The sequence below is a fragment of the Desulforadius tongensis genome (genome assembly GCF_016907915.1).
GTDB classification, from domain to species: Bacteria; Bacillota; Desulfotomaculia; order Desulfotomaculales; family Desulfohalotomaculaceae; genus Desulforadius; species Desulforadius tongensis.
The window spans coordinates 16,371-31,583 of record NZ_JAFBCW010000031.1; the positions used below are offsets into that span (position 1 = coordinate 16,371).

Here is a 15,213-nt window from a genome sequence, read left to right on the forward strand (position 1 = left end):
CAGGTTATTCAATATTCAGATGCGTCCCGCATTGTATTTACCGCCAACGTGACCGAGTCGCTGAACCTGGCTATGCAGGGCATCTTAAAAAGCGGCGACCATGTGGTCACCACCAGCATGGAGCATAATGCGGTATGGCGCTGCCTGAAACACTTGGAAAAAGAAAAGGGCATAACAATTACAGCCGTGCCTTGCTCCCCCGAGGGTTACCTAAAAGTGGAGAAACTTGCCGCCGCCTTGCGTCCGGATACGGCGCTGATCGTGCTTTTGCATGCTTCCAACGTTACGGGCACCATTATGCCCGTTGAGCAAGTTGGGCAACTGGCCCGGCAAAAGAATATACCACTATTGCTTGACGCAGCGCAAACGGCGGGCGTTTATCCCATTGACATGGCAGCGATGCATATTGACCTCCTAGCTTCTACCGGGCATAAGGGACTGCTGGGGCCTACCGGGGGGGTATATATTAATGAAAAATATGCTATTAACCCGTTCAAGTTCGGCGGCACGGGTGGTGATTCCATCAGGGATGACCAGCCGGACAACCCGCCCGACCGCTTCGAGGCCGGAACTTTAAACCTGGCTGGCATAGCCGGGCTGGGCGCGGGCGTGGATTATATATTAAATGAAAGTATCGATAAGATTAGGCGGCATGAAATGGAATTAACCGGCTATGCTCTGGATAAACTTCGCGACCTCGCCAGCGTAACAATCTACGGCCCCCTGGACGCATCCAAACAAGTGGGGGTTATTTCCTTTAACTTGCCGGGTCTAAAATCGGAGCAGGTGGCTTACCTGCTGGACACTAAATATGACATTATGGTCCGGGCGGGGCTGCATTGTGCTCCCCTGGCGCACCGGACCACCGGCACCATTGACCGGGGTACGGTACGGGTGGCTGCCCCAAAAGTCCGGCTGCCGGTTATGCGGCGAGCCCACCTGCCTGGCTTTTGCCGCCAAGCTAATACTGGGGGAAAAACAATTAAAGGATTGCCCGCCGATTTGGGAGACGGGAAAAGAAGACCTGCTGGAGCCACTGCAGGGGATCATGAAAGCGCTGGGGGTTTAACAGGCCAGTGGTGACAGATGGTGAAAAACAAACATTTGATGGCTCTGGCCTCTTTACTGGTCACTGGATGTTAACCGTCAATACTATATTGCTTTGTAGAATTGTCATTGCCACGACGGTCGGGGTCTCTAAGTGAGTGCTTAAAAGTGCTTAAAATAGATACAATGCATACTTCCCAAATATCTTTCGAAGTAAAAGAAAATCCAGCACCCGCTGGCGAATGCAAAACCTGAACTGTATAAATATAATCTGTTTAGGATAAACAGGACCGCAATGAAGGCATCCTATGGGTGCTTTATTTTTTTGTTGACAAAATAAGTTTTAAGAATTAATATATGAGTAAGAGTTGATATGAGTGCTTGCTTATATATGATTATCTTAATATACTTTTTCTTTAAAGGTGGTGATATTTAACTATGGACCAGGTGGGAATGAATAATATTGACCAGGTTGCCAGGCTATTTAAAATACTTAGTGATGCTAATAGATTAAAAATCATTTTCATAATTGGAAAAAACAAACGTTCGGTGTCAGAACTGATTAATGAGACCGGGCTTTCACAAACATTAGTTTCCTTTCATTTGAAAGTACTGCGTGATTCGGAAATGGTGGACACCGAGCGAAAAGGCCCTTTTATATATTATCGTCTAAAAAACACCGGCCTTGTCGACCTGCTTTACGCTTTTAATCAATATGCAGTCAATAGAAAGGAAGAAATGGAAACCGGGATGCTCTGGCCCTGTCCACCCTGGTTTGTTAAAAAAACAAGTAAGAGGTGAAAAATGATGTGGTTCTGTGGCCCAATGTTTGGTTGGATCATATTCCCTCTATTCTTCCTTATTTGTATTGCCTTCATGTTCCTATTTATGAATCGTTATGGGCTTGGTGGGTACCGGGGGATAAGTCAAAACCGGTCTGGCCAAGATAATGGTGCTAGTGAAAGCTATGAACTGATAAAAGAAGTTCGGCAGTTGCGCAAAGAACTGGATGAGTTGCGCCAAAAGTAAAAAAATACTGGAAAAAAATACTGGGAGGTTTTGCATGGTGACTGGGATGATGGGAAAAATGGGACCGATGGGTTGTGGGCCGGAGATGATGAAAAAGGGTATGGAGATGAAGGAAAAAATGATGGGCGCTGGTTTTAATCCGCAGGAGATGTGTCGCCAGATGACTTCGGCAGTCACTAAGGCAGCGGAGATGGGCAGTTACGCCACACCCGAGGTCAGGGCATTATTTGAGGATTGGGTGGGCCAAGTAGAAAAGGAAATTATTACTGTTATTGACCAAAGCGGTGAAAGTAATCCAGGGGACATTGCCCAAAAACTGCGGATTAAAGAAGATAGTGTTATCTTTTTCATCAGCAGGTTGGCTCAACAAAAGAAAATAAAAATATCTGCTATTGAACTTTGCGATGTTGATGTCGGTAATGGAAGTGAGGAAGTACCTGTGGAAAAACAGGCCTGCGCATTGGATAATCAAGCAGGAGGTGGCTGAAGCTAACCAACTCTGTTTTGGATAAACAGAAATAAAAGATTGTTTTAATAAATTCACTTACGCATAACTGTTGTAAAATAAAATATTATTATGTTGATGAAATGCTATAAAATAACATTTAATAAGCTAAAATCACTAAAAGGGTTGGTGTTATTGAAGATTAAACCACCGTTTATAGCCACTGGCGTGGGTAGTTTACCTTATACGGATCCTATTAAAGCCATTGAGGCAATAAAAGCGGCCTTTCCACAAATGCCCCACCTGGCCGCAATTGCCTCAACTAACTTCTGCGGAAGGCTTGATCAACCAGTATATTGCCCCACTTGTTAAAATTGGCCTGGTCGTTACCCAACCAGACCGTTCACCTTTTTTTGATACTAATAGAGCCGACTGGGTTGACCGGGTAACTGAATTCTATAGTTTGTACTTGCGGATTTTAGAGGGAGAACATGCCTTGCTGGATTTCTTTGCTTTCCCCAGGAAAGCGACTAAGGGCTTTTATGCCTTTGTAGATGAGCTGGCAAAGGGCGGGTTCCCCAAGGCTAACTATATCAAGGGCCAAATTACCGGACCTGTGACGCTGGGGCTGCAGTTAAATGACCAATACTTGAAGGCGGCCTATTATGATGCGCTGTTGCGTGATATTATCGTAAAGACAATTGCTTTACAGGCTTGTTGGCAGGCCAAAATACTAAGTCAATATGAGGTTCCCGTAATTATATTCATTGATGAGCCGGGGCTGTCCGCCTACGGGCAATCATCTTATATCACCTTGAAAAAAGAAGAGATTACCGGCGAATTAAACACTATCATTGATTCTTTACACATGGCGGGAGCCCATGCAGGAATCCATATATGCGCAGGTACAGACTGGTCGATGATTCTGGAATCCAAAGTAGATATTTTAAATTTTGATGCTTTTGAGTATTTTACCAGTCTATCGCTATATATAGACGAACTAATTCATTTTATGCAAAGAGATGGGATTCTGGCCTGGGGGTTAGTGCCAACATCAGATAAAATCTTTAATTTAACAGCAAATAAATTGATTAAGTCTTTTAATCAGCACCTTGATGTATTGGTCAAAAAAAGTTTGATCATAGAAAATTTACTTAGTCAAGTAATAATAACACCAAGCTGTGGAATAGGCAGTGTTGCAATAGATACAGGTGAAAAGGTTTATCAGCTAACCCGGAATGTGTCTATGCAATTGCGCAATAAACATATTTATTAAAATGCTGTGTTGGGTCTTAAAACATTTTCGCTCCTATTATTAGTATTCCAGGGTTCAAATAGCTTCGTGCGGCTAATACCAATGAATTGGCGATTCCGATAAGATCCAAAACTATCTCTACCTTGACAAGGAACAGGTTTAAAATGGCCGGGTGTACTTCCTTTGGGATCACCCCGGTTGGCTCCGGCCCGGGCGGGTTTATTTCTCCGTTGTTTTTATAGGGTTCCCATGCGGGTGGATTACTTCCCCCGGCACCGCCCCCGTCCACCTGAAACGCCAGATTACTTTCCCCGGCTATTTGTCCGGATGCCCGTAACGAAAAGCTATTTTGTCGGGTATTTTGCCCCGGCTCTTGAAACGCATGGTTATTTATTCCGGTGTTTTCCTCCTGCGTCTGAAACCGTAAGCTATTGCCAACTGCTTTTTCCGTCGGCGCTGGATAGGTTGGGTTATCTTTGCCGTCTTCCCGCAGCCCCTGTTCCTGTGGATTTATTCCCTCCATCCGGGCGCTGACGGGCACCATTTTATACCGGCCCGCCGTTTTGCCCTGGTTCTTGTATTCGATTAACTGCTTTTGGATTAAAATATTACGGTGTTTGATAATGTTTTTTTATCTACCCCGAGCTTGGCCCGTAACGTCAGATTGGCCACCGCAAACCACCCCTGAAAATTACACTTGTAGTTTATGATCATCAGGTGAAACCATAAAGCCTGGGTAATTGCATCCAATGGATTTGTTTCGAGCCAATCTACAAAGGCATTGATCTCGCGTAGATAATTCATGACAACACCTCAATTTGTTTGGCGGATTACCATCCGGATGATTAAGTAAACAACAGCCAGTCCACAAATCCCGTACCCGGCTACCAGGGCCAGGCAGCTATCCTTACTTTCGAACCACCCCTGTACCCGGGTGACCAGCCTGTCCACTGCCCGGGCCACCCGCCTTGCCAGGCCGGGCTTGTCCATTCGGTCCTGGTACGGCAGGAATATCGCTTTTTAAAAACTGCACCTGTGGCTTCATTAATAACACCACCTCGCTTTGCATACCGCGCAGTACCACCGCCCGCCTGAACAGCGCTTGCACATCAGGTGTACATCCCACAGAGCAAGCGGGCAGTACCCGCCGCAAACGGCGCAACGGTGGTTCATTCTTCCAGCACCAGCTTTAATTGCTGGTTAAACCTGTGCCGAACCAGCGCCCGGGCTCGTTTAATAATTTTTACCGCCCGGGGTTTTAGATGCCGGGTGGCTATCTCCATATCTTCTGTGTTCTCAATGATAAAGTAACCTCCGGTCCCGGGCTCGGTGCTGCTGCCGATAGGCAGGCCGTGCTCTACCACCAGGTGATAAATAATCTCTCTGGCTTCCCGTTCATCCAGGCCGGCCAGCCTGGCCAATCGGTGTTTGTGAATGGCCTGCCTGTGACCGGCCGGAATCAGTTCCAGCACCAGGCGCTCTTTGCAGGTCAATTGTTCCATGCTGCTCACTCCTTCCGGGAGAAATGGCCCCGCCCGGGCAGCGGGGTAGCTTTTTTAGCGCAATTGCTGTAATCGTGCGTTGTTTCTATCTCAAAGGGGGCGGACCTGGTCCGGCGGGCTGCGTCTTCGACAGGCATACTTCGTCGAGCTGCAGCGCCCGCCGGGGACGGCCGGAGGTGGTGCCTGGCTTTTGGGTCACCACTTTTTATTGCCGCAGTGCACGCTCCGCCCCGGGCGGGGGACCCCGTGCGAACTTATTGCTGCCTTGCTGCCGAATGTGCATGCTCACTCCGGGGGGACCCTGGTCCAGCATGTCCAACTCGTCCACGGACAGGAAATTCAGTCCGGTTATTTTAGCTATGGCGGTTTGAAGGGCTATACCCACCCGGAGCTGTTCGCTTTTGGAGAGCAATTTTAGCGGCAGGGCGCGCCCGTTCCGGGTAATCAGCGGGGTAAAGGTCAGCTGGTAACGCCCCTCGGTGCAGGCCGTGAGCAGGTTGTTAATTTCCCGGGTAAATCCGGCCAGCCGGTCACCCAGCAAAGTCTTCCTGATGCCGTCGGGCCCCAGGGCTTTGACCATGCGCTCGGTAACGGCCAGTTCCTTTTCTAAAAGTTCCAGGTCTTGCTGCAGCTGGCGGACCTGGCGGACCTGCCGGCGTCCGTACCCGGCCACTTCCTGCCAGGCGCTGTTCAGCTCTTTTTGGGCACCGTCAATGGCGGACTCCAGGCCGCGCAGCTCTTGCCGGGCGTATCCAATCCGGAAAGAGTGTGCTTGAGATCAGTAATCCGCTGCTGCATATCCTGTTTTTCCGCCTGCAGTTTTTGAAGACTGGCCCGGAGTTGGTTCATTTTTTCGGAGCCGGCGTTAATTTCTGACCCCAATTGATTAACCAATTCCGCCACTTCACTATCCGACATGCGGCAGGCGATTTGCTCGGGCGCCAGGGGACACCGGCCGTCAAAGGCCCGGAGTTTTTCCATCACGGCGTGTTTGGCCCGGCCCGCAGCCTCCAGTGCAGCCAGCTTCCGGTCCGATGCAGCAATTTTGCCCGTCAGCTGTTCCAGCCGCTCCTGGAGCCGGTCCAACTCCCCGGCCAGCCCGGCCCGGTTATGACCCGCCACTTCCCGCTCCAGCCCGGCTTTGTTGCTATTCAAACGTTCTATTTCTGCGGCCAGTTCATTTATTTTGCCCCGGTATTTGGTTATATTCTGTTCCGCGGCCTGGTGTGCGCCGTGGGCTTTAAGCAGTTCACTTTTTTCAATCTCCAGCTCCACCAGCTGTTTTTCCACCGCCTCCTTATCTTCCAGTCCCATACCTTCCGGAAGATTGGGAAGTTCCAGCTCGGCCAGCGCCGCCCGGGTCCGCTCCAGGTCTTTTTTAACTTCCCGGCGCTGTTCCCGTGCCCGTTTCTCCATGCCTTCCAGGATGGCGGGGTCTCCACTGAAACCCCGTGGGAGCAGGGCCTGCACCCTGGTAGCCGCCTCCCGGGCCTGGTCTTCCGGTACCCCGGCCCGGCGCAGGTACTGCCCCGTGGCGGAGTTGATTTCCTCCGCCGTGCAGGAAATACCGCACAGGGCAAAGAGGAAGGTTTTTTGTTCCGCGGGTGGCATGTTGATAAAGGAGCCGGCGTTCAGCGCCAGCCGGACCAGTTGTTCATCCGCCCCCAGGTGGTGATAGATGGCGGCCTGGCCTTCCTGGATGTTGCGGCTTTTGCCCACGGTAAGAGAGTGGGGCGGCATGGCCCGCACCACCCCGCCCAGACCTGCTACTTTCAGCCCTACCTGGCAGTTTTTCTCCCCCGGATGACGAGGTCGCCCGCTCCCCGGCCAGCCCGATCGGTCCACAGGTTCCGGCCCGTCAGGGCCCATTCCACGGCGGCCAGGATGCTGAACTTGCCGCTGTTGTTGCGCCCGACAAATATATTCAGCCTGCCCAGTTCGATGGCGTTATTTTTGTGGTTGCGGAAATGCTGGATGGCCAGCTTGTTGATGCGCATAGGTGTTTACCTCCTTGTTTGATGGGATGGTTTTATTAGGTTGGGGTTTATTAAGTTGATTAGCTTTTGCCCCGGCAAAAGGGTGCGCCTTTAGGCGCATGGGGCGGCGTCGGCCGCCCCTTAAAGCGTGTGATTATTTGAGGGATTAACCACCCCGCCCGATCCGTATGGCTATTAATACCTTAAAGCAGCAGGCCGGAGCGGGGTGGCTATAATCCAGGGGTTAAAACAACCTCATTCTGCTGCCACCCGCCGCCCGTGGCGGGGGCGCTGCCTGATCCGGCTGCGGGCTTGGCTGCCCTTGCGCCATGCCCAGGAGCAGGTCAATCACCCGGCTGGCCTCTGGTTTAGTCAGGTCTTTAGCCGACCTTTGACCCGTTTCTTGTTCAATGAGCTGGCTTAACCCCGTTTCATTCAGCCCGGCCTCCCCGGCTGTGGTAAATATCTTTCTAAGTTGGGCCTGGGTGGCCAAAGCTTGTCTGCCGGTTACGGGCGGCCCGGCGGGGGAGGGGGCGGTATTTTGCGCGTGAGTTTCCCTGGTGTTATGTAACTGCCGCCCTGCTCCGGTAGCCTCTTTTTGCTGTTCAATGGTAGTCCGCTGGGGACCCGGCTGGTTTCCCGCCACCACCGGCCCGCGGCCCGCCGGGCTATTGCCGCCAACGTTGTTGTCGTCTGCGGTAAATCCGACATAATTTTCCAGATCACCGCCACCGGCATGATTACGCCCGTTAGCCCCGGCATGGTTTTCCAGGCTAGCATCACTGGTGCCATTCCCTGATTTAGTCCCGGTGCCAACTTCGTCAGCTTGCCCGCCGCCCACCACCAGGTTTGGCTGCCACCCGGTCCGGGCACTGGACTCCACTCCCGCCTCCAGCCACTGCAGCAGTTTCCCGCCGGTTTCCGGCACGGGTTTGAACACCTGCCCGTCAAACAGCCCGGTCCGGTCTTTGCTCGCGCTGGCGGTGTGGTTGTGGTTCAGGTCCCAAAAAGTGGTAAATTCATATTCCATGCCGTCCCTTTGGATGGGGTTCATGCCCACCTTTTTAATCACGTTTTGCCGTTTTCGGTAGTTTGCACGTGCTCCATCTTGGAGCGCAAAGTGGCAATGATGTGGCAGCGGGAGAGCAGCATTGCGTCCACCAGCTCGTTGTGCCGCGGGGTCACCTGCCGCCCCGGTCTGCCGCGTGCCCGTGGATGTCCAGCACGCCTCCGGGACCGGCCCAGGCGTGGGAAAGGCTATCAATGATGATATTGTCGTAACCGGCACCTTCCGCCGCCTGGATGGCTTCCACATACTTTTCCGGAATAAAGGGGGCTTCCAGGGAGCAAACGTCATAGTCGCCCAGGTGGACGTAGAGCTCACCCGACCCGCGTTCCGTGTCGATCATGGCTGTGCGGCCGCCCAGGCCGAAGGCGATCAACAGGGCGCTATAGGTTTTTCCGCTGCCGGCCGGGCCGGCGATAGCCAAACGGAGTCTGGCTTTTTTGCGTTGGGCGCGGTGGAATTGAATGGCCATTTTTAAACCTCCTTTAAATTCGTACTAATTGCTAGTTGTGTCGTGCACCAGGCTACCCGGCCGGTTGGGCCCGGGGCTTTACGCAGGCGTCGGACAATTTTTCCACCTCCTTTTTAATCTGCTCGGCGCTTAATTCTGCCGCCAGAATTCGGGCCAACCGGTCCAGGTAAGCGTCGGGGTCATCCCCGGTTGGGCCAAGAACCTCCCGCTTGATGGTCTGGAGCCCACTTTTGGTGCGTCTGGCGGTTACTTTGTATAACACCACTTGCACGTGGTTACCTCGCGTTTAAATTGCTCCGGTCTGCCTGTCTGGAGTCGTCCTCTCTGCATTTTGCAAAGTCCGCGGGCATAAAAAGAACGTCCATGCTCCGCCCCAAAACGACAGCTATTTTTTTGGCGATGGGCAGGGACATACGTCTAACCCCGGTTTCCAGCTGACAGTAGTAACTTTCCGAAATTCCCACCAGTTCACTGATTTTCTTTTGAGATAAATTTTGTTCCAAACGGGCTTCCCTTAACTTAATCAGCATAACTTTTCCGTCACCTCCAGCTTGGCGTAATGCAATATATATTTTGGTTTAAATTTTACAAATTGCCAAGTTAGCTATTCAGGTGGTTAATAAACAATGTGGCAGGTGGTGATAAATCGTGCAGAATGAATTCGGCTCCCGGTTGAGGCAATTACGGGAAAAAAGAAAGCTGACCCAGTCGGACCTGGCTAAATTGTGCGGGCTGGGCGAGTCCACCATCTCCTTTTACGAGTCGGGCAAGCGGGAACCCAGTTACAAAACCCTCTTATGCCTGGCGGAAAAACTAAACACTACGCCCAACTACCTGTTGAAAGGAGACGACGAACAGGGGGACAACCTGCTCTGGTGGGAGAAAGACAGTCCGCCGTCCGAGATAGAACTGGAGCATTTCATCCGGGAGCAGCCCAATTTGCGCATCTTCGGTGACCCGCTGGATGGAGAAGTGAAAGATGATGTGATGCTGGCCTTACGGACAGCCTGGGAGGTTTTAAAAGGGAGAAGCGCTTCCAAGCAGCCCAAAGGAAAGAAGTGAGGATATGGGTTTATATACAAAAGCCAGAGAGCTTGCCAAGAGCGGAAAAAAACCATTGCATATAGCGCGGAAACTGGGAATTGAAGTTTTATTCGTGCCGTTTCAACGCATTAAGGGGCTGGCCCTATCCCTGGGCAGCCGGAAAATTATCATGATCCACAATGGCCTGTCGGAAGCGGAGCAGCAGTTTGTCTGCGGTCACGAACTGGGCCATTTTTTATTGCACCCTTCGACAAATTTCAGATTTATTTTTGAAAATACATTTTGTTACTCCAAGCAGGAATACCAGGTCAACCGTTTTTCCTGTGTGTTGATGCTGGGTGAAAAGGCAGAAGAATACAAGTACGTAATTAATGAGACCGCTTCCGTCGGTAAGTTGGAACAATTGGTCCGGCTGGTATGGGAGGTTAGCAACAAAGAGGACGAGGTGCCGTGATGTTAGAGATTTATTTCATTTTTTAGGAAAATCCACTTAACCAGGGTAGTTCCGCCTGGCTCCAATGCCCGCGCAGATGACGCCTGGCTAAAGGGAGCAAGGCGCAGTCCAATCTTTTACAGATAACACACCAACACCTGTAATCGGTGCCACATCTGAACAGGTGCAGTGCAGCCCAATCTTTTGCCGATAAGGAAAGGTTGCTGATAAAAACAAGCAGTAAGATTTTGAAATTAAATGAGGAGGGTGGAGTTAATTTGAAAGCGGTTATTTACGCCCGCTTTTCCAGCGACAACCAACGGGAGGAGAACATTACCGCCCAGGTGCGGGCCTGCACCGAGTACGCCAGCCGGAAGGGCTGCACGGTAGTTAAAGTTTACACTGACGAAGCCAGAAGCGCCACCACTGACGACCGGCCGAGTTTTTTGGAAATGATTGATCAGATTAAAACCAAACTGATAAAAACGGACATAGTGCTGGTGCATAAACTGGACCGGGTTGCCCGCAACCGCTACGACAGCGCTTTTTATAAGCGGGAACTCCGCCAGGCCGGTGTGCGAGTGGAATCAGTGCTTGAACACCTGGACGACAGCCCGGAGTCCATTTTAATGGAATCCGTAATTGAAGGCATGGCTGAATATTATTCACGAAACCTGGCCCGGGATGTCATGAAAGGAATGAAAGAAACAACTTTACAGGGTAAACATACCGGCGGAAAACCACCGCTGGGCTATGATGTAGATAGCGAAGGGAAATACATTATCAATGAAACGGAAGCCCGGGCGGTAAAGATAATTTTTGAGATGTACAGTGCGGGGTGCGGTTATAATGCTATTTTAGCTCGTTTAAACACGCACGGATACAAAACAAAAGCCAGCAAACCTTTCGGTAAGAACAGCCTGCACGGCATACTAAGAAATAAAAAATACATCGGCATCTATGTTTTTAACCGCACGGCTGCCAAGCAAGGCGGCAAACGCAACCACCACTTGAGCAAGCCACTGGAAGAAATTATTGAACTGTCTGACGCGATCCCACCCATTATTGATGAAGAAACATTTAGGAGTGTGCAGGAGCGGATGGACGCAAACCGGCAAGGCCCGGCCCGATCCAAAGCAAAAGTTAATTATCTTCTATCCGGCCTAATCTGGTGCGGTGAATGTAACCACAAAATGACTGGCGCATCATCCAGTTACCTAACTAAAAAAGTAAAGAATATAAACAGAGACATTATTATACTTGCAATTTCGGTAACAGAACCAAACAATGTGATAACGAAAAAATTAATAAGGAACTTGTTGAATCACACGTCTTAAAAGAAATGGATCGAAAAATTTTTAATGATGCCGCTCTTCATGTGCTGGCGAAAAAAGTATATCATTATTTTAACCAGCGGCAAGGGGAATACGCCGAGGAAACCCGCCAAATCGAAAAAGAACTGGACAGTATTAAAACCCAGGTTGAAAACCTGGTTAACGCTCTGGCGGTTGGGGGCATCACGATTCAACCAATTATCGAACAATTAAAAAACCTCGAAAATAAAAAAGCCATCTTAGAAACCCAACTCCGGGAGTGGCAGATCAAATCACAGACAGATATTATCAATGAAGAATCAATTATTATGTACCTCGAGGAGAAAAAACGCCTGGTAAAAAATAAAAACCCGGATACTCAAAAAAGAGTAACCCAGGATTTTGTGGAAAAAGTTATTGTTTCCAAAGAATGCATAGATGTTCTATTTAAAATAACTGTTGATTTGAATGGTGGAGGCGGGGGGATTCGAACCCACCGTCCGGAAGAACGACCGCAACAGGCTCTCCGAGCGCAGGTTGTGCTTTAGTTTCGCCGCACCGGCGGCCACAACCAGCCTACGATGCGACTATCTCGATAGATCTCGCTTAATCCCTCCGAGAATTGGGATCAAGCCAGCCCGTTAGTGTGACCTCCTAGCCCGGGCCACGGGCCCAGCGCGGGTAGGAGGTTAGCTGAATTAAGCAGCTAAAGCGTAGTTTTCTTTGGCACTTATATTTGATCCACTGTTTTACGGGATAAGTGGGATCCCGGCTCGCTCCTCTTGCTACCGTTTCCCCCGTCGAAGCCAAGTCGCCCCCATGTTTTATTTTTAGGCTACCGATACTGCCGATCCTTCAATGCCCTTTCCACTTCACGCCGGGCATCTCTGGCGGCAATATCCTGCCTTTTATCATGTACCCTTTTACCTTTGGCCAGTGCCAAGGCCACTTTAGCCTTACCATTTTTAAAATATACCTTAAGCGGTATCAGAGTTAAACCCTTTTCTCTCGTCTGCCCCAGCAGGCGGTTAATTTCATGCTTGTGCATTAACAATTTACGGGTTCGCTTTGGCTCATGGTTAAAAATATTACCCTGCTCATAGGGGCTGATATGCATATTATACAACATTAACTCGCCATTTTCAACGCGGGCAAAACTATCCTGCAGGTTGGCCCTGCCCGCCCGCAGCGATTTTACCTCGGTACCCCGTAAAGCTATGCCGGCTTCATAGGTTTCCAGTATATGATAAAGGTGGCGCGCTTTTCGGTTTTCTGTTACGGTACGATCACTTGATTTACGCGGCATTATTACCACACCCCGGCATAAACAAAATGCAAAACAAATTTCTTACCTGCATCTTTTAATTTTATCATAATTATATTATTATGTAAACAGCTACGCCAGTCCTAAATCGCCGGCAATTCCCTGCATTGCTTCCAATCCCAGGCCCATAAACTCTTCCAGGCTCAGCTCAAGTTCACGGCATGAGGCAATAATTTCCCTGTTTGCTCCCCGGGCAAAGGATTTTTCTTTATAGCGCTTTAATAGTGACTGCACATCAAGGGCAAATAGGCTTTTTTCCGGCCTAATCAGCGCAGCAGCAGTTATTAAGCCGGTTAGCGGATCGGTGGCGTAAAGGGCTTTGTCCATCCTGCTGTTTCTGGGCAGACCGTGAGCTTCATTATGCACTTTTACCGCGTATACCACATCCTCCGGCAGACCCGCTTCCGCCAACATATCCGCTCCCATTAAACTATGTTTATGCGGGTCATCCTTGGTGTAGTCATAGTCAATGTCGTGCAGCAGGCCGGCCAATGCCCATTTTTCTTCATCCTCGCCAAAATGTTCAGCCAGGCGAGCCATTACCGCCTCTACCGCTAAACAGTGTTTAATCAAATTTTTATTTTTTAGATTTTTTTTCAGCAGTTCCAGCGCCTCGTTCCGGTTCACCAATGAATCCCCTCTCTTTTTTAAAGAATTTTGCCGCTGCTTTAGCTGCAGTTGAACCGTCAGCCAAAATAATCTCCGCTGTCATTTCCACTATTCTGCTGCGTTCATTTTTCACGCGGGCTACAGCTGTTATTTGTTCCCCTATGGGCACCGGTTTCAGAAAGCGTACCGACATCTCTGCAGTAACCGCAGGCGTTTCATTTTGCCACAACCAGTGTCCCATAACTTCATCCATTAACGTGGTAATTAAACCGCCGTGCATATATCCCACCCAGCCCTGGTGCTGTGACTGAGGTGTAAAAACCGCCCGGCATGTTTCTTTATCTGCCCGCGGGCGCAGTTTAAGACCGATTGGATTATACGGACTGCAGGCAAAACAGTAGTTGTCGGGATGATCAATTTTATCAAAGGACATTAACTAACATCCTTTCAAATTAAAATCACTTAATATTTTACCAAGGTTCTCCAATTATAGCAATAATACTCGTGAATGCAATCTTGGAAAAGAAAAAGTTATGCATTGAAAACAAATGCCACCGTTTACAGCAAATACAGCATAATTATCATCTTGTTTGGTGTCAAGGATGTAAGCGCGCCCTTATAAAAATGGCACTATTTATAATAGAAAACCTTAATGGTTATAGTAACATAAAAGTACTAACAAAAGCGAACATTCATAATATGTGACCATAAAGAAATGGGGTAATTATATGAATAATATAACCGAAACTATAAAACGCAGATATAACCGCACCGCATTTTTTTATGATTGGATGGATTTCATGATTAGCGATTCTACAAGAAGAAAAGTCCTCGGTATGGCTAAAGGAAAGGTATTGGAAGTTGGGGTAGGCACCGGAAAAAATTTACCACTTTATCCACCGGAATGTGAAGTAACCGGTATAGATTTTAGTTCTGAGATGTTAAAACGAGCCATGGAAAGGGTAAAAAAAAATAATTTAAAAATAACTTTGCTGGAAATGGATGCTCAACACATGGATTTTCCTGATAACACCTTTGACACCGTAGTGGCTACTTGTGTATTTTGTTCCGTTCCTGATCCTATCAAGGGATTGAAGGAAGTTAAAAGAGTTTGTAAGCCCACCGGTCAAATAATTCTGCTGGAACATGTCCGGAGTGAAAACCCGGTGTTAGGTAAAATTATGGATATTCTCAATCCCATTACACTGGCAGTGATTGGCTCTAACATAAACAGAGAAACTGTACAAAACGTAAGCAGAGCAGGGCTTGCCATACAAGAAGTAAAAAATCTGGGCAGCACCAAAATTTTAAAACTGATTATTGCCTCACCAAACGATTTGGAAGAAATAACCCATAAGTAGCAGTTTTTATTTTATTTCAGAAACAGCGCAGCCCCCCTAGAGAATTCCTCCGGGGAGCTGCTGAGGTTATTAGTATATTCAGAGCAGTTTTACGTCATGCTCAGGACCCGGTACTGCATCCACCCTTGCAGTGGGCTACCGCCCTCAGCATCCAACGTTTTCTTAACACATTTTTCACCCCATTTCTATGCTTGCTTTTCTTTAATTTATCTTCAACAGTTTGTTTTTTATTTTACCAAAGCTAGTGAACTACCCCTCCCTTCGCTCCGCTCAGGAAGGGGCTTCCTGGACGAAACGAATTCGTAGGTTTCCTGCTTCATCGTAACCCTGACGGGTT

General features: G+C 49.0%; 23 protein-coding genes and 1 other RNA gene. 9 read left to right on the forward strand and 15 right to left on the reverse strand.

Features of this window, described 5'->3' with window-relative positions; translation table 11 throughout:
- Positions 1-48 precede the first annotated feature (48 nt).
- The 5 genes from JOC37_RS13350 to JOC37_RS11235 all read left to right on the forward strand — a co-directional run bounded on the left by JOC37_RS13350 (position 49) and on the right by JOC37_RS11235 (position 3,797).
- Positions 49-1,083, forward strand: coding sequence for an aminotransferase class V-fold PLP-dependent enzyme (locus JOC37_RS13350; RefSeq protein WP_476580494.1), 1,035 nt, complete (start codon positions 49-51; stop codon positions 1,081-1,083).
- Between the two features lie 402 nt (positions 1,084-1,485).
- Complete coding sequence (locus JOC37_RS11220; protein ID WP_204618979.1) at positions 1,486-1,848, forward strand: ArsR/SmtB family transcription factor; 363 nt, start codon at positions 1,486-1,488, stop codon at positions 1,846-1,848.
- A 3-nt stretch (positions 1,849-1,851) separates the two neighbouring features.
- Positions 1,852-2,076 (forward strand): MreC domain-containing protein, encoded by a 225-nt coding sequence (locus tag JOC37_RS11225; RefSeq protein WP_204618981.1) that lies wholly within the window; start codon positions 1,852-1,854, stop codon positions 2,074-2,076.
- Positions 2,077-2,110: 34 nt separating this feature from the next.
- Positions 2,111-2,563 carry a hypothetical protein gene (locus JOC37_RS11230; RefSeq protein ID WP_204618984.1) on the forward strand — a complete coding sequence of 151 codons (453 nt, stop codon included), beginning with the start codon at positions 2,111-2,113 and terminating at the stop codon, positions 2,561-2,563.
- Positions 2,564-2,861: 298 nt separating this feature from the next.
- A complete protein-coding gene (locus tag JOC37_RS11235; protein ID WP_204618986.1) occupies positions 2,862-3,797 on the forward strand; it encodes a uroporphyrinogen decarboxylase/cobalamine-independent methonine synthase family protein in 936 nt (311 codons plus the stop codon).
- Between the two features lie 16 nt (positions 3,798-3,813).
- On the opposite strand, the gene JOC37_RS11240 is transcribed toward JOC37_RS11235, so the two are convergent.
- The 11 genes from JOC37_RS11240 to JOC37_RS11285 form a co-directional block, all read right to left on the reverse strand.
- Positions 3,814-4,299 carry a hypothetical protein gene (locus JOC37_RS11240; RefSeq protein WP_204618989.1) on the reverse strand — a complete coding sequence of 162 codons (486 nt, stop codon included), beginning with the start codon at positions 4,297-4,299 and terminating at the stop codon, positions 3,814-3,816.
- A 77-nt stretch (positions 4,300-4,376) separates the two neighbouring features.
- Positions 4,377-4,580, reverse strand: coding sequence for a hypothetical protein (locus JOC37_RS11245; RefSeq protein WP_204618991.1), 204 nt, complete (start codon positions 4,578-4,580; stop codon positions 4,377-4,379).
- 9 nt (positions 4,581-4,589) lie between these two features.
- Complete coding sequence (locus JOC37_RS11250; protein ID WP_204618994.1) at positions 4,590-4,766, reverse strand: hypothetical protein; 177 nt, start codon at positions 4,764-4,766, stop codon at positions 4,590-4,592.
- Positions 4,767-4,945: 179 nt separating this feature from the next.
- Entirely contained in the window at positions 4,946-5,278 is a 333-nt protein-coding gene (locus tag JOC37_RS11255; RefSeq protein ID WP_204618997.1) for a DNA replication protein, read from the reverse strand.
- A 205-nt stretch (positions 5,279-5,483) separates the two neighbouring features.
- A complete protein-coding gene (locus JOC37_RS11260; protein ID WP_204619000.1) occupies positions 5,484-5,951 on the reverse strand; it encodes a hypothetical protein in 468 nt (155 codons plus the stop codon).
- Between the two features lie 17 nt (positions 5,952-5,968).
- On the reverse strand, positions 5,969-7,018 hold the full coding sequence (locus tag JOC37_RS11265) for a hypothetical protein (protein ID WP_204619003.1): 1,050 nt from the start codon (positions 7,016-7,018) through the stop codon (positions 5,969-5,971).
- A gap of 38 nt (positions 7,019-7,056) precedes the next feature.
- Positions 7,057-7,275, reverse strand: coding sequence for an AAA family ATPase (locus tag JOC37_RS11270; RefSeq protein WP_204619006.1), 219 nt, complete (start codon positions 7,273-7,275; stop codon positions 7,057-7,059).
- Positions 7,276-7,498: 223 nt separating this feature from the next.
- Positions 7,499-8,326 carry a regulatory protein GemA gene (locus JOC37_RS13355; protein WP_238480893.1) on the reverse strand — a complete coding sequence of 276 codons (828 nt, stop codon included), beginning with the start codon at positions 8,324-8,326 and terminating at the stop codon, positions 7,499-7,501.
- Between the two features lie 109 nt (positions 8,327-8,435).
- Positions 8,436-8,792: an AAA family ATPase gene (locus JOC37_RS13360; protein WP_238480894.1), complete on the reverse strand. Its 357-nt coding sequence runs from the start codon at positions 8,790-8,792 to the stop codon at positions 8,436-8,438.
- A 52-nt stretch (positions 8,793-8,844) separates the two neighbouring features.
- Positions 8,845-9,063, reverse strand: coding sequence for a hypothetical protein (locus JOC37_RS11280; RefSeq protein ID WP_204619010.1), 219 nt, complete (start codon positions 9,061-9,063; stop codon positions 8,845-8,847).
- Positions 9,064-9,067: 4 nt separating this feature from the next.
- On the reverse strand, positions 9,068-9,322 hold the full coding sequence (locus JOC37_RS11285) for a helix-turn-helix transcriptional regulator (RefSeq protein ID WP_204619013.1): 255 nt from the start codon (positions 9,320-9,322) through the stop codon (positions 9,068-9,070).
- A gap of 118 nt (positions 9,323-9,440) precedes the next feature.
- Here JOC37_RS11285 and JOC37_RS11290 point away from each other — a divergent pair, with 118 nt between their 5' ends.
- The 3 genes from JOC37_RS11290 (at position 9,441) to JOC37_RS11300 (ending at position 11,606) form a co-directional block, all read left to right on the forward strand.
- Positions 9,441-9,854 carry a helix-turn-helix domain-containing protein gene (locus tag JOC37_RS11290; protein WP_204619016.1) on the forward strand — a complete coding sequence of 138 codons (414 nt, stop codon included), beginning with the start codon at positions 9,441-9,443 and terminating at the stop codon, positions 9,852-9,854.
- A 4-nt stretch (positions 9,855-9,858) separates the two neighbouring features.
- Positions 9,859-10,290 (forward strand): ImmA/IrrE family metallo-endopeptidase, encoded by a 432-nt coding sequence (locus JOC37_RS11295; RefSeq protein ID WP_204619018.1) that lies wholly within the window; start codon positions 9,859-9,861, stop codon positions 10,288-10,290.
- A gap of 257 nt (positions 10,291-10,547) precedes the next feature.
- Positions 10,548-11,606: a recombinase family protein gene (locus tag JOC37_RS11300; protein WP_204619021.1), complete on the forward strand. Its 1,059-nt coding sequence runs from the start codon at positions 10,548-10,550 to the stop codon at positions 11,604-11,606.
- Between the two features lie 445 nt (positions 11,607-12,051).
- On the opposite strand, the gene ssrA is transcribed toward JOC37_RS11300, so the two are convergent.
- From ssrA to JOC37_RS11320, 4 genes are all read right to left on the reverse strand, one after another.
- Positions 12,052-12,401, reverse strand: a transfer-messenger RNA (tmRNA) gene (ssrA, locus tag JOC37_RS11305).
- Positions 12,402-12,417: 16 nt separating this feature from the next.
- Positions 12,418-12,888, reverse strand: a complete 471-nt coding sequence (gene smpB, locus JOC37_RS11310) for an SsrA-binding protein SmpB (RefSeq protein WP_204619036.1) — start codon at positions 12,886-12,888, stop codon at positions 12,418-12,420.
- A 90-nt stretch (positions 12,889-12,978) separates the two neighbouring features.
- Positions 12,979-13,533, reverse strand: coding sequence for an HDIG domain-containing metalloprotein (locus JOC37_RS11315; protein WP_204619038.1), 555 nt, complete (start codon positions 13,531-13,533; stop codon positions 12,979-12,981).
- Positions 13,484-13,948, reverse strand: a complete 465-nt coding sequence (locus JOC37_RS11320) for a PaaI family thioesterase (RefSeq protein ID WP_204619040.1) — start codon at positions 13,946-13,948, stop codon at positions 13,484-13,486. The genes JOC37_RS11315 and JOC37_RS11320 overlap by 50 nt, the downstream gene beginning before the upstream one ends.
- 295 nt (positions 13,949-14,243) lie before the next feature.
- On the opposite strand from JOC37_RS11320, the gene JOC37_RS11325 reads away from it, so the two are divergent.
- On the forward strand, positions 14,244-14,876 hold the full coding sequence (locus tag JOC37_RS11325) for a class I SAM-dependent methyltransferase (RefSeq protein WP_204619042.1): 633 nt from the start codon (positions 14,244-14,246) through the stop codon (positions 14,874-14,876).
- The last annotated feature ends 337 nt before the right edge of the window (positions 14,877-15,213 follow it).

What these genes read in the sequence shown, in the direction of transcription:
- JOC37_RS11285 (WP_204619013.1), bottom strand. Translation starts at nt 9,322, where the DNA reads ATGCTGATTAAGTTAAGGGAAGCCCGTTTGGAACAAAATTTATCTCAA.
- JOC37_RS11265 (WP_204619003.1), bottom strand. Translation starts at nt 7,018, where the DNA reads ATGCCGCCCCACTCTCTTACCGTGGGCAAAAGCCGCAACATCCAGGAA.
- JOC37_RS11245 (WP_204618991.1), bottom strand. Translation starts at nt 4,580, where the DNA reads ATGAATTATCTACGCGAGATCAATGCCTTTGTAGATTGGCTCGAAACA.
- JOC37_RS11325 (WP_204619042.1), top strand. Translation starts at nt 14,244, where the DNA reads ATGAATAATATAACCGAAACTATAAAACGCAGATATAACCGCACCGCA.
- smpB (WP_204619036.1), bottom strand. Translation starts at nt 12,888, where the DNA reads ATGCCGCGTAAATCAAGTGATCGTACCGTAACAGAAAACCGAAAAGCG.
- JOC37_RS11230 (WP_204618984.1), top strand. Translation starts at nt 2,111, where the DNA reads ATGGTGACTGGGATGATGGGAAAAATGGGACCGATGGGTTGTGGGCCG.
- JOC37_RS11295 (WP_204619018.1), top strand. Translation starts at nt 9,859, where the DNA reads ATGGGTTTATATACAAAAGCCAGAGAGCTTGCCAAGAGCGGAAAAAAA.
- JOC37_RS11250 (WP_204618994.1), bottom strand. Translation starts at nt 4,766, where the DNA reads ATGGACAAGCCCGGCCTGGCAAGGCGGGTGGCCCGGGCAGTGGACAGG.
- JOC37_RS11255 (WP_204618997.1), bottom strand. Translation starts at nt 5,278, where the DNA reads ATGGAACAATTGACCTGCAAAGAGCGCCTGGTGCTGGAACTGATTCCG.
- JOC37_RS11240 (WP_204618989.1), bottom strand. Translation starts at nt 4,299, where the DNA reads ATGGAGGGAATAAATCCACAGGAACAGGGGCTGCGGGAAGACGGCAAA.
- JOC37_RS11270 (WP_204619006.1), bottom strand. Translation starts at nt 7,275, where the DNA reads ATGCGCATCAACAAGCTGGCCATCCAGCATTTCCGCAACCACAAAAAT.
- JOC37_RS13360 (WP_238480894.1), bottom strand. Translation starts at nt 8,792, where the DNA reads ATGGCCATTCAATTCCACCGCGCCCAACGCAAAAAAGCCAGACTCCGT.
- JOC37_RS11320 (WP_204619040.1), bottom strand. Translation starts at nt 13,948, where the DNA reads ATGTCCTTTGATAAAATTGATCATCCCGACAACTACTGTTTTGCCTGC.
- JOC37_RS11220 (WP_204618979.1), top strand. Translation starts at nt 1,486, where the DNA reads ATGGACCAGGTGGGAATGAATAATATTGACCAGGTTGCCAGGCTATTT.
- JOC37_RS11225 (WP_204618981.1), top strand. Translation starts at nt 1,852, where the DNA reads ATGATGTGGTTCTGTGGCCCAATGTTTGGTTGGATCATATTCCCTCTA.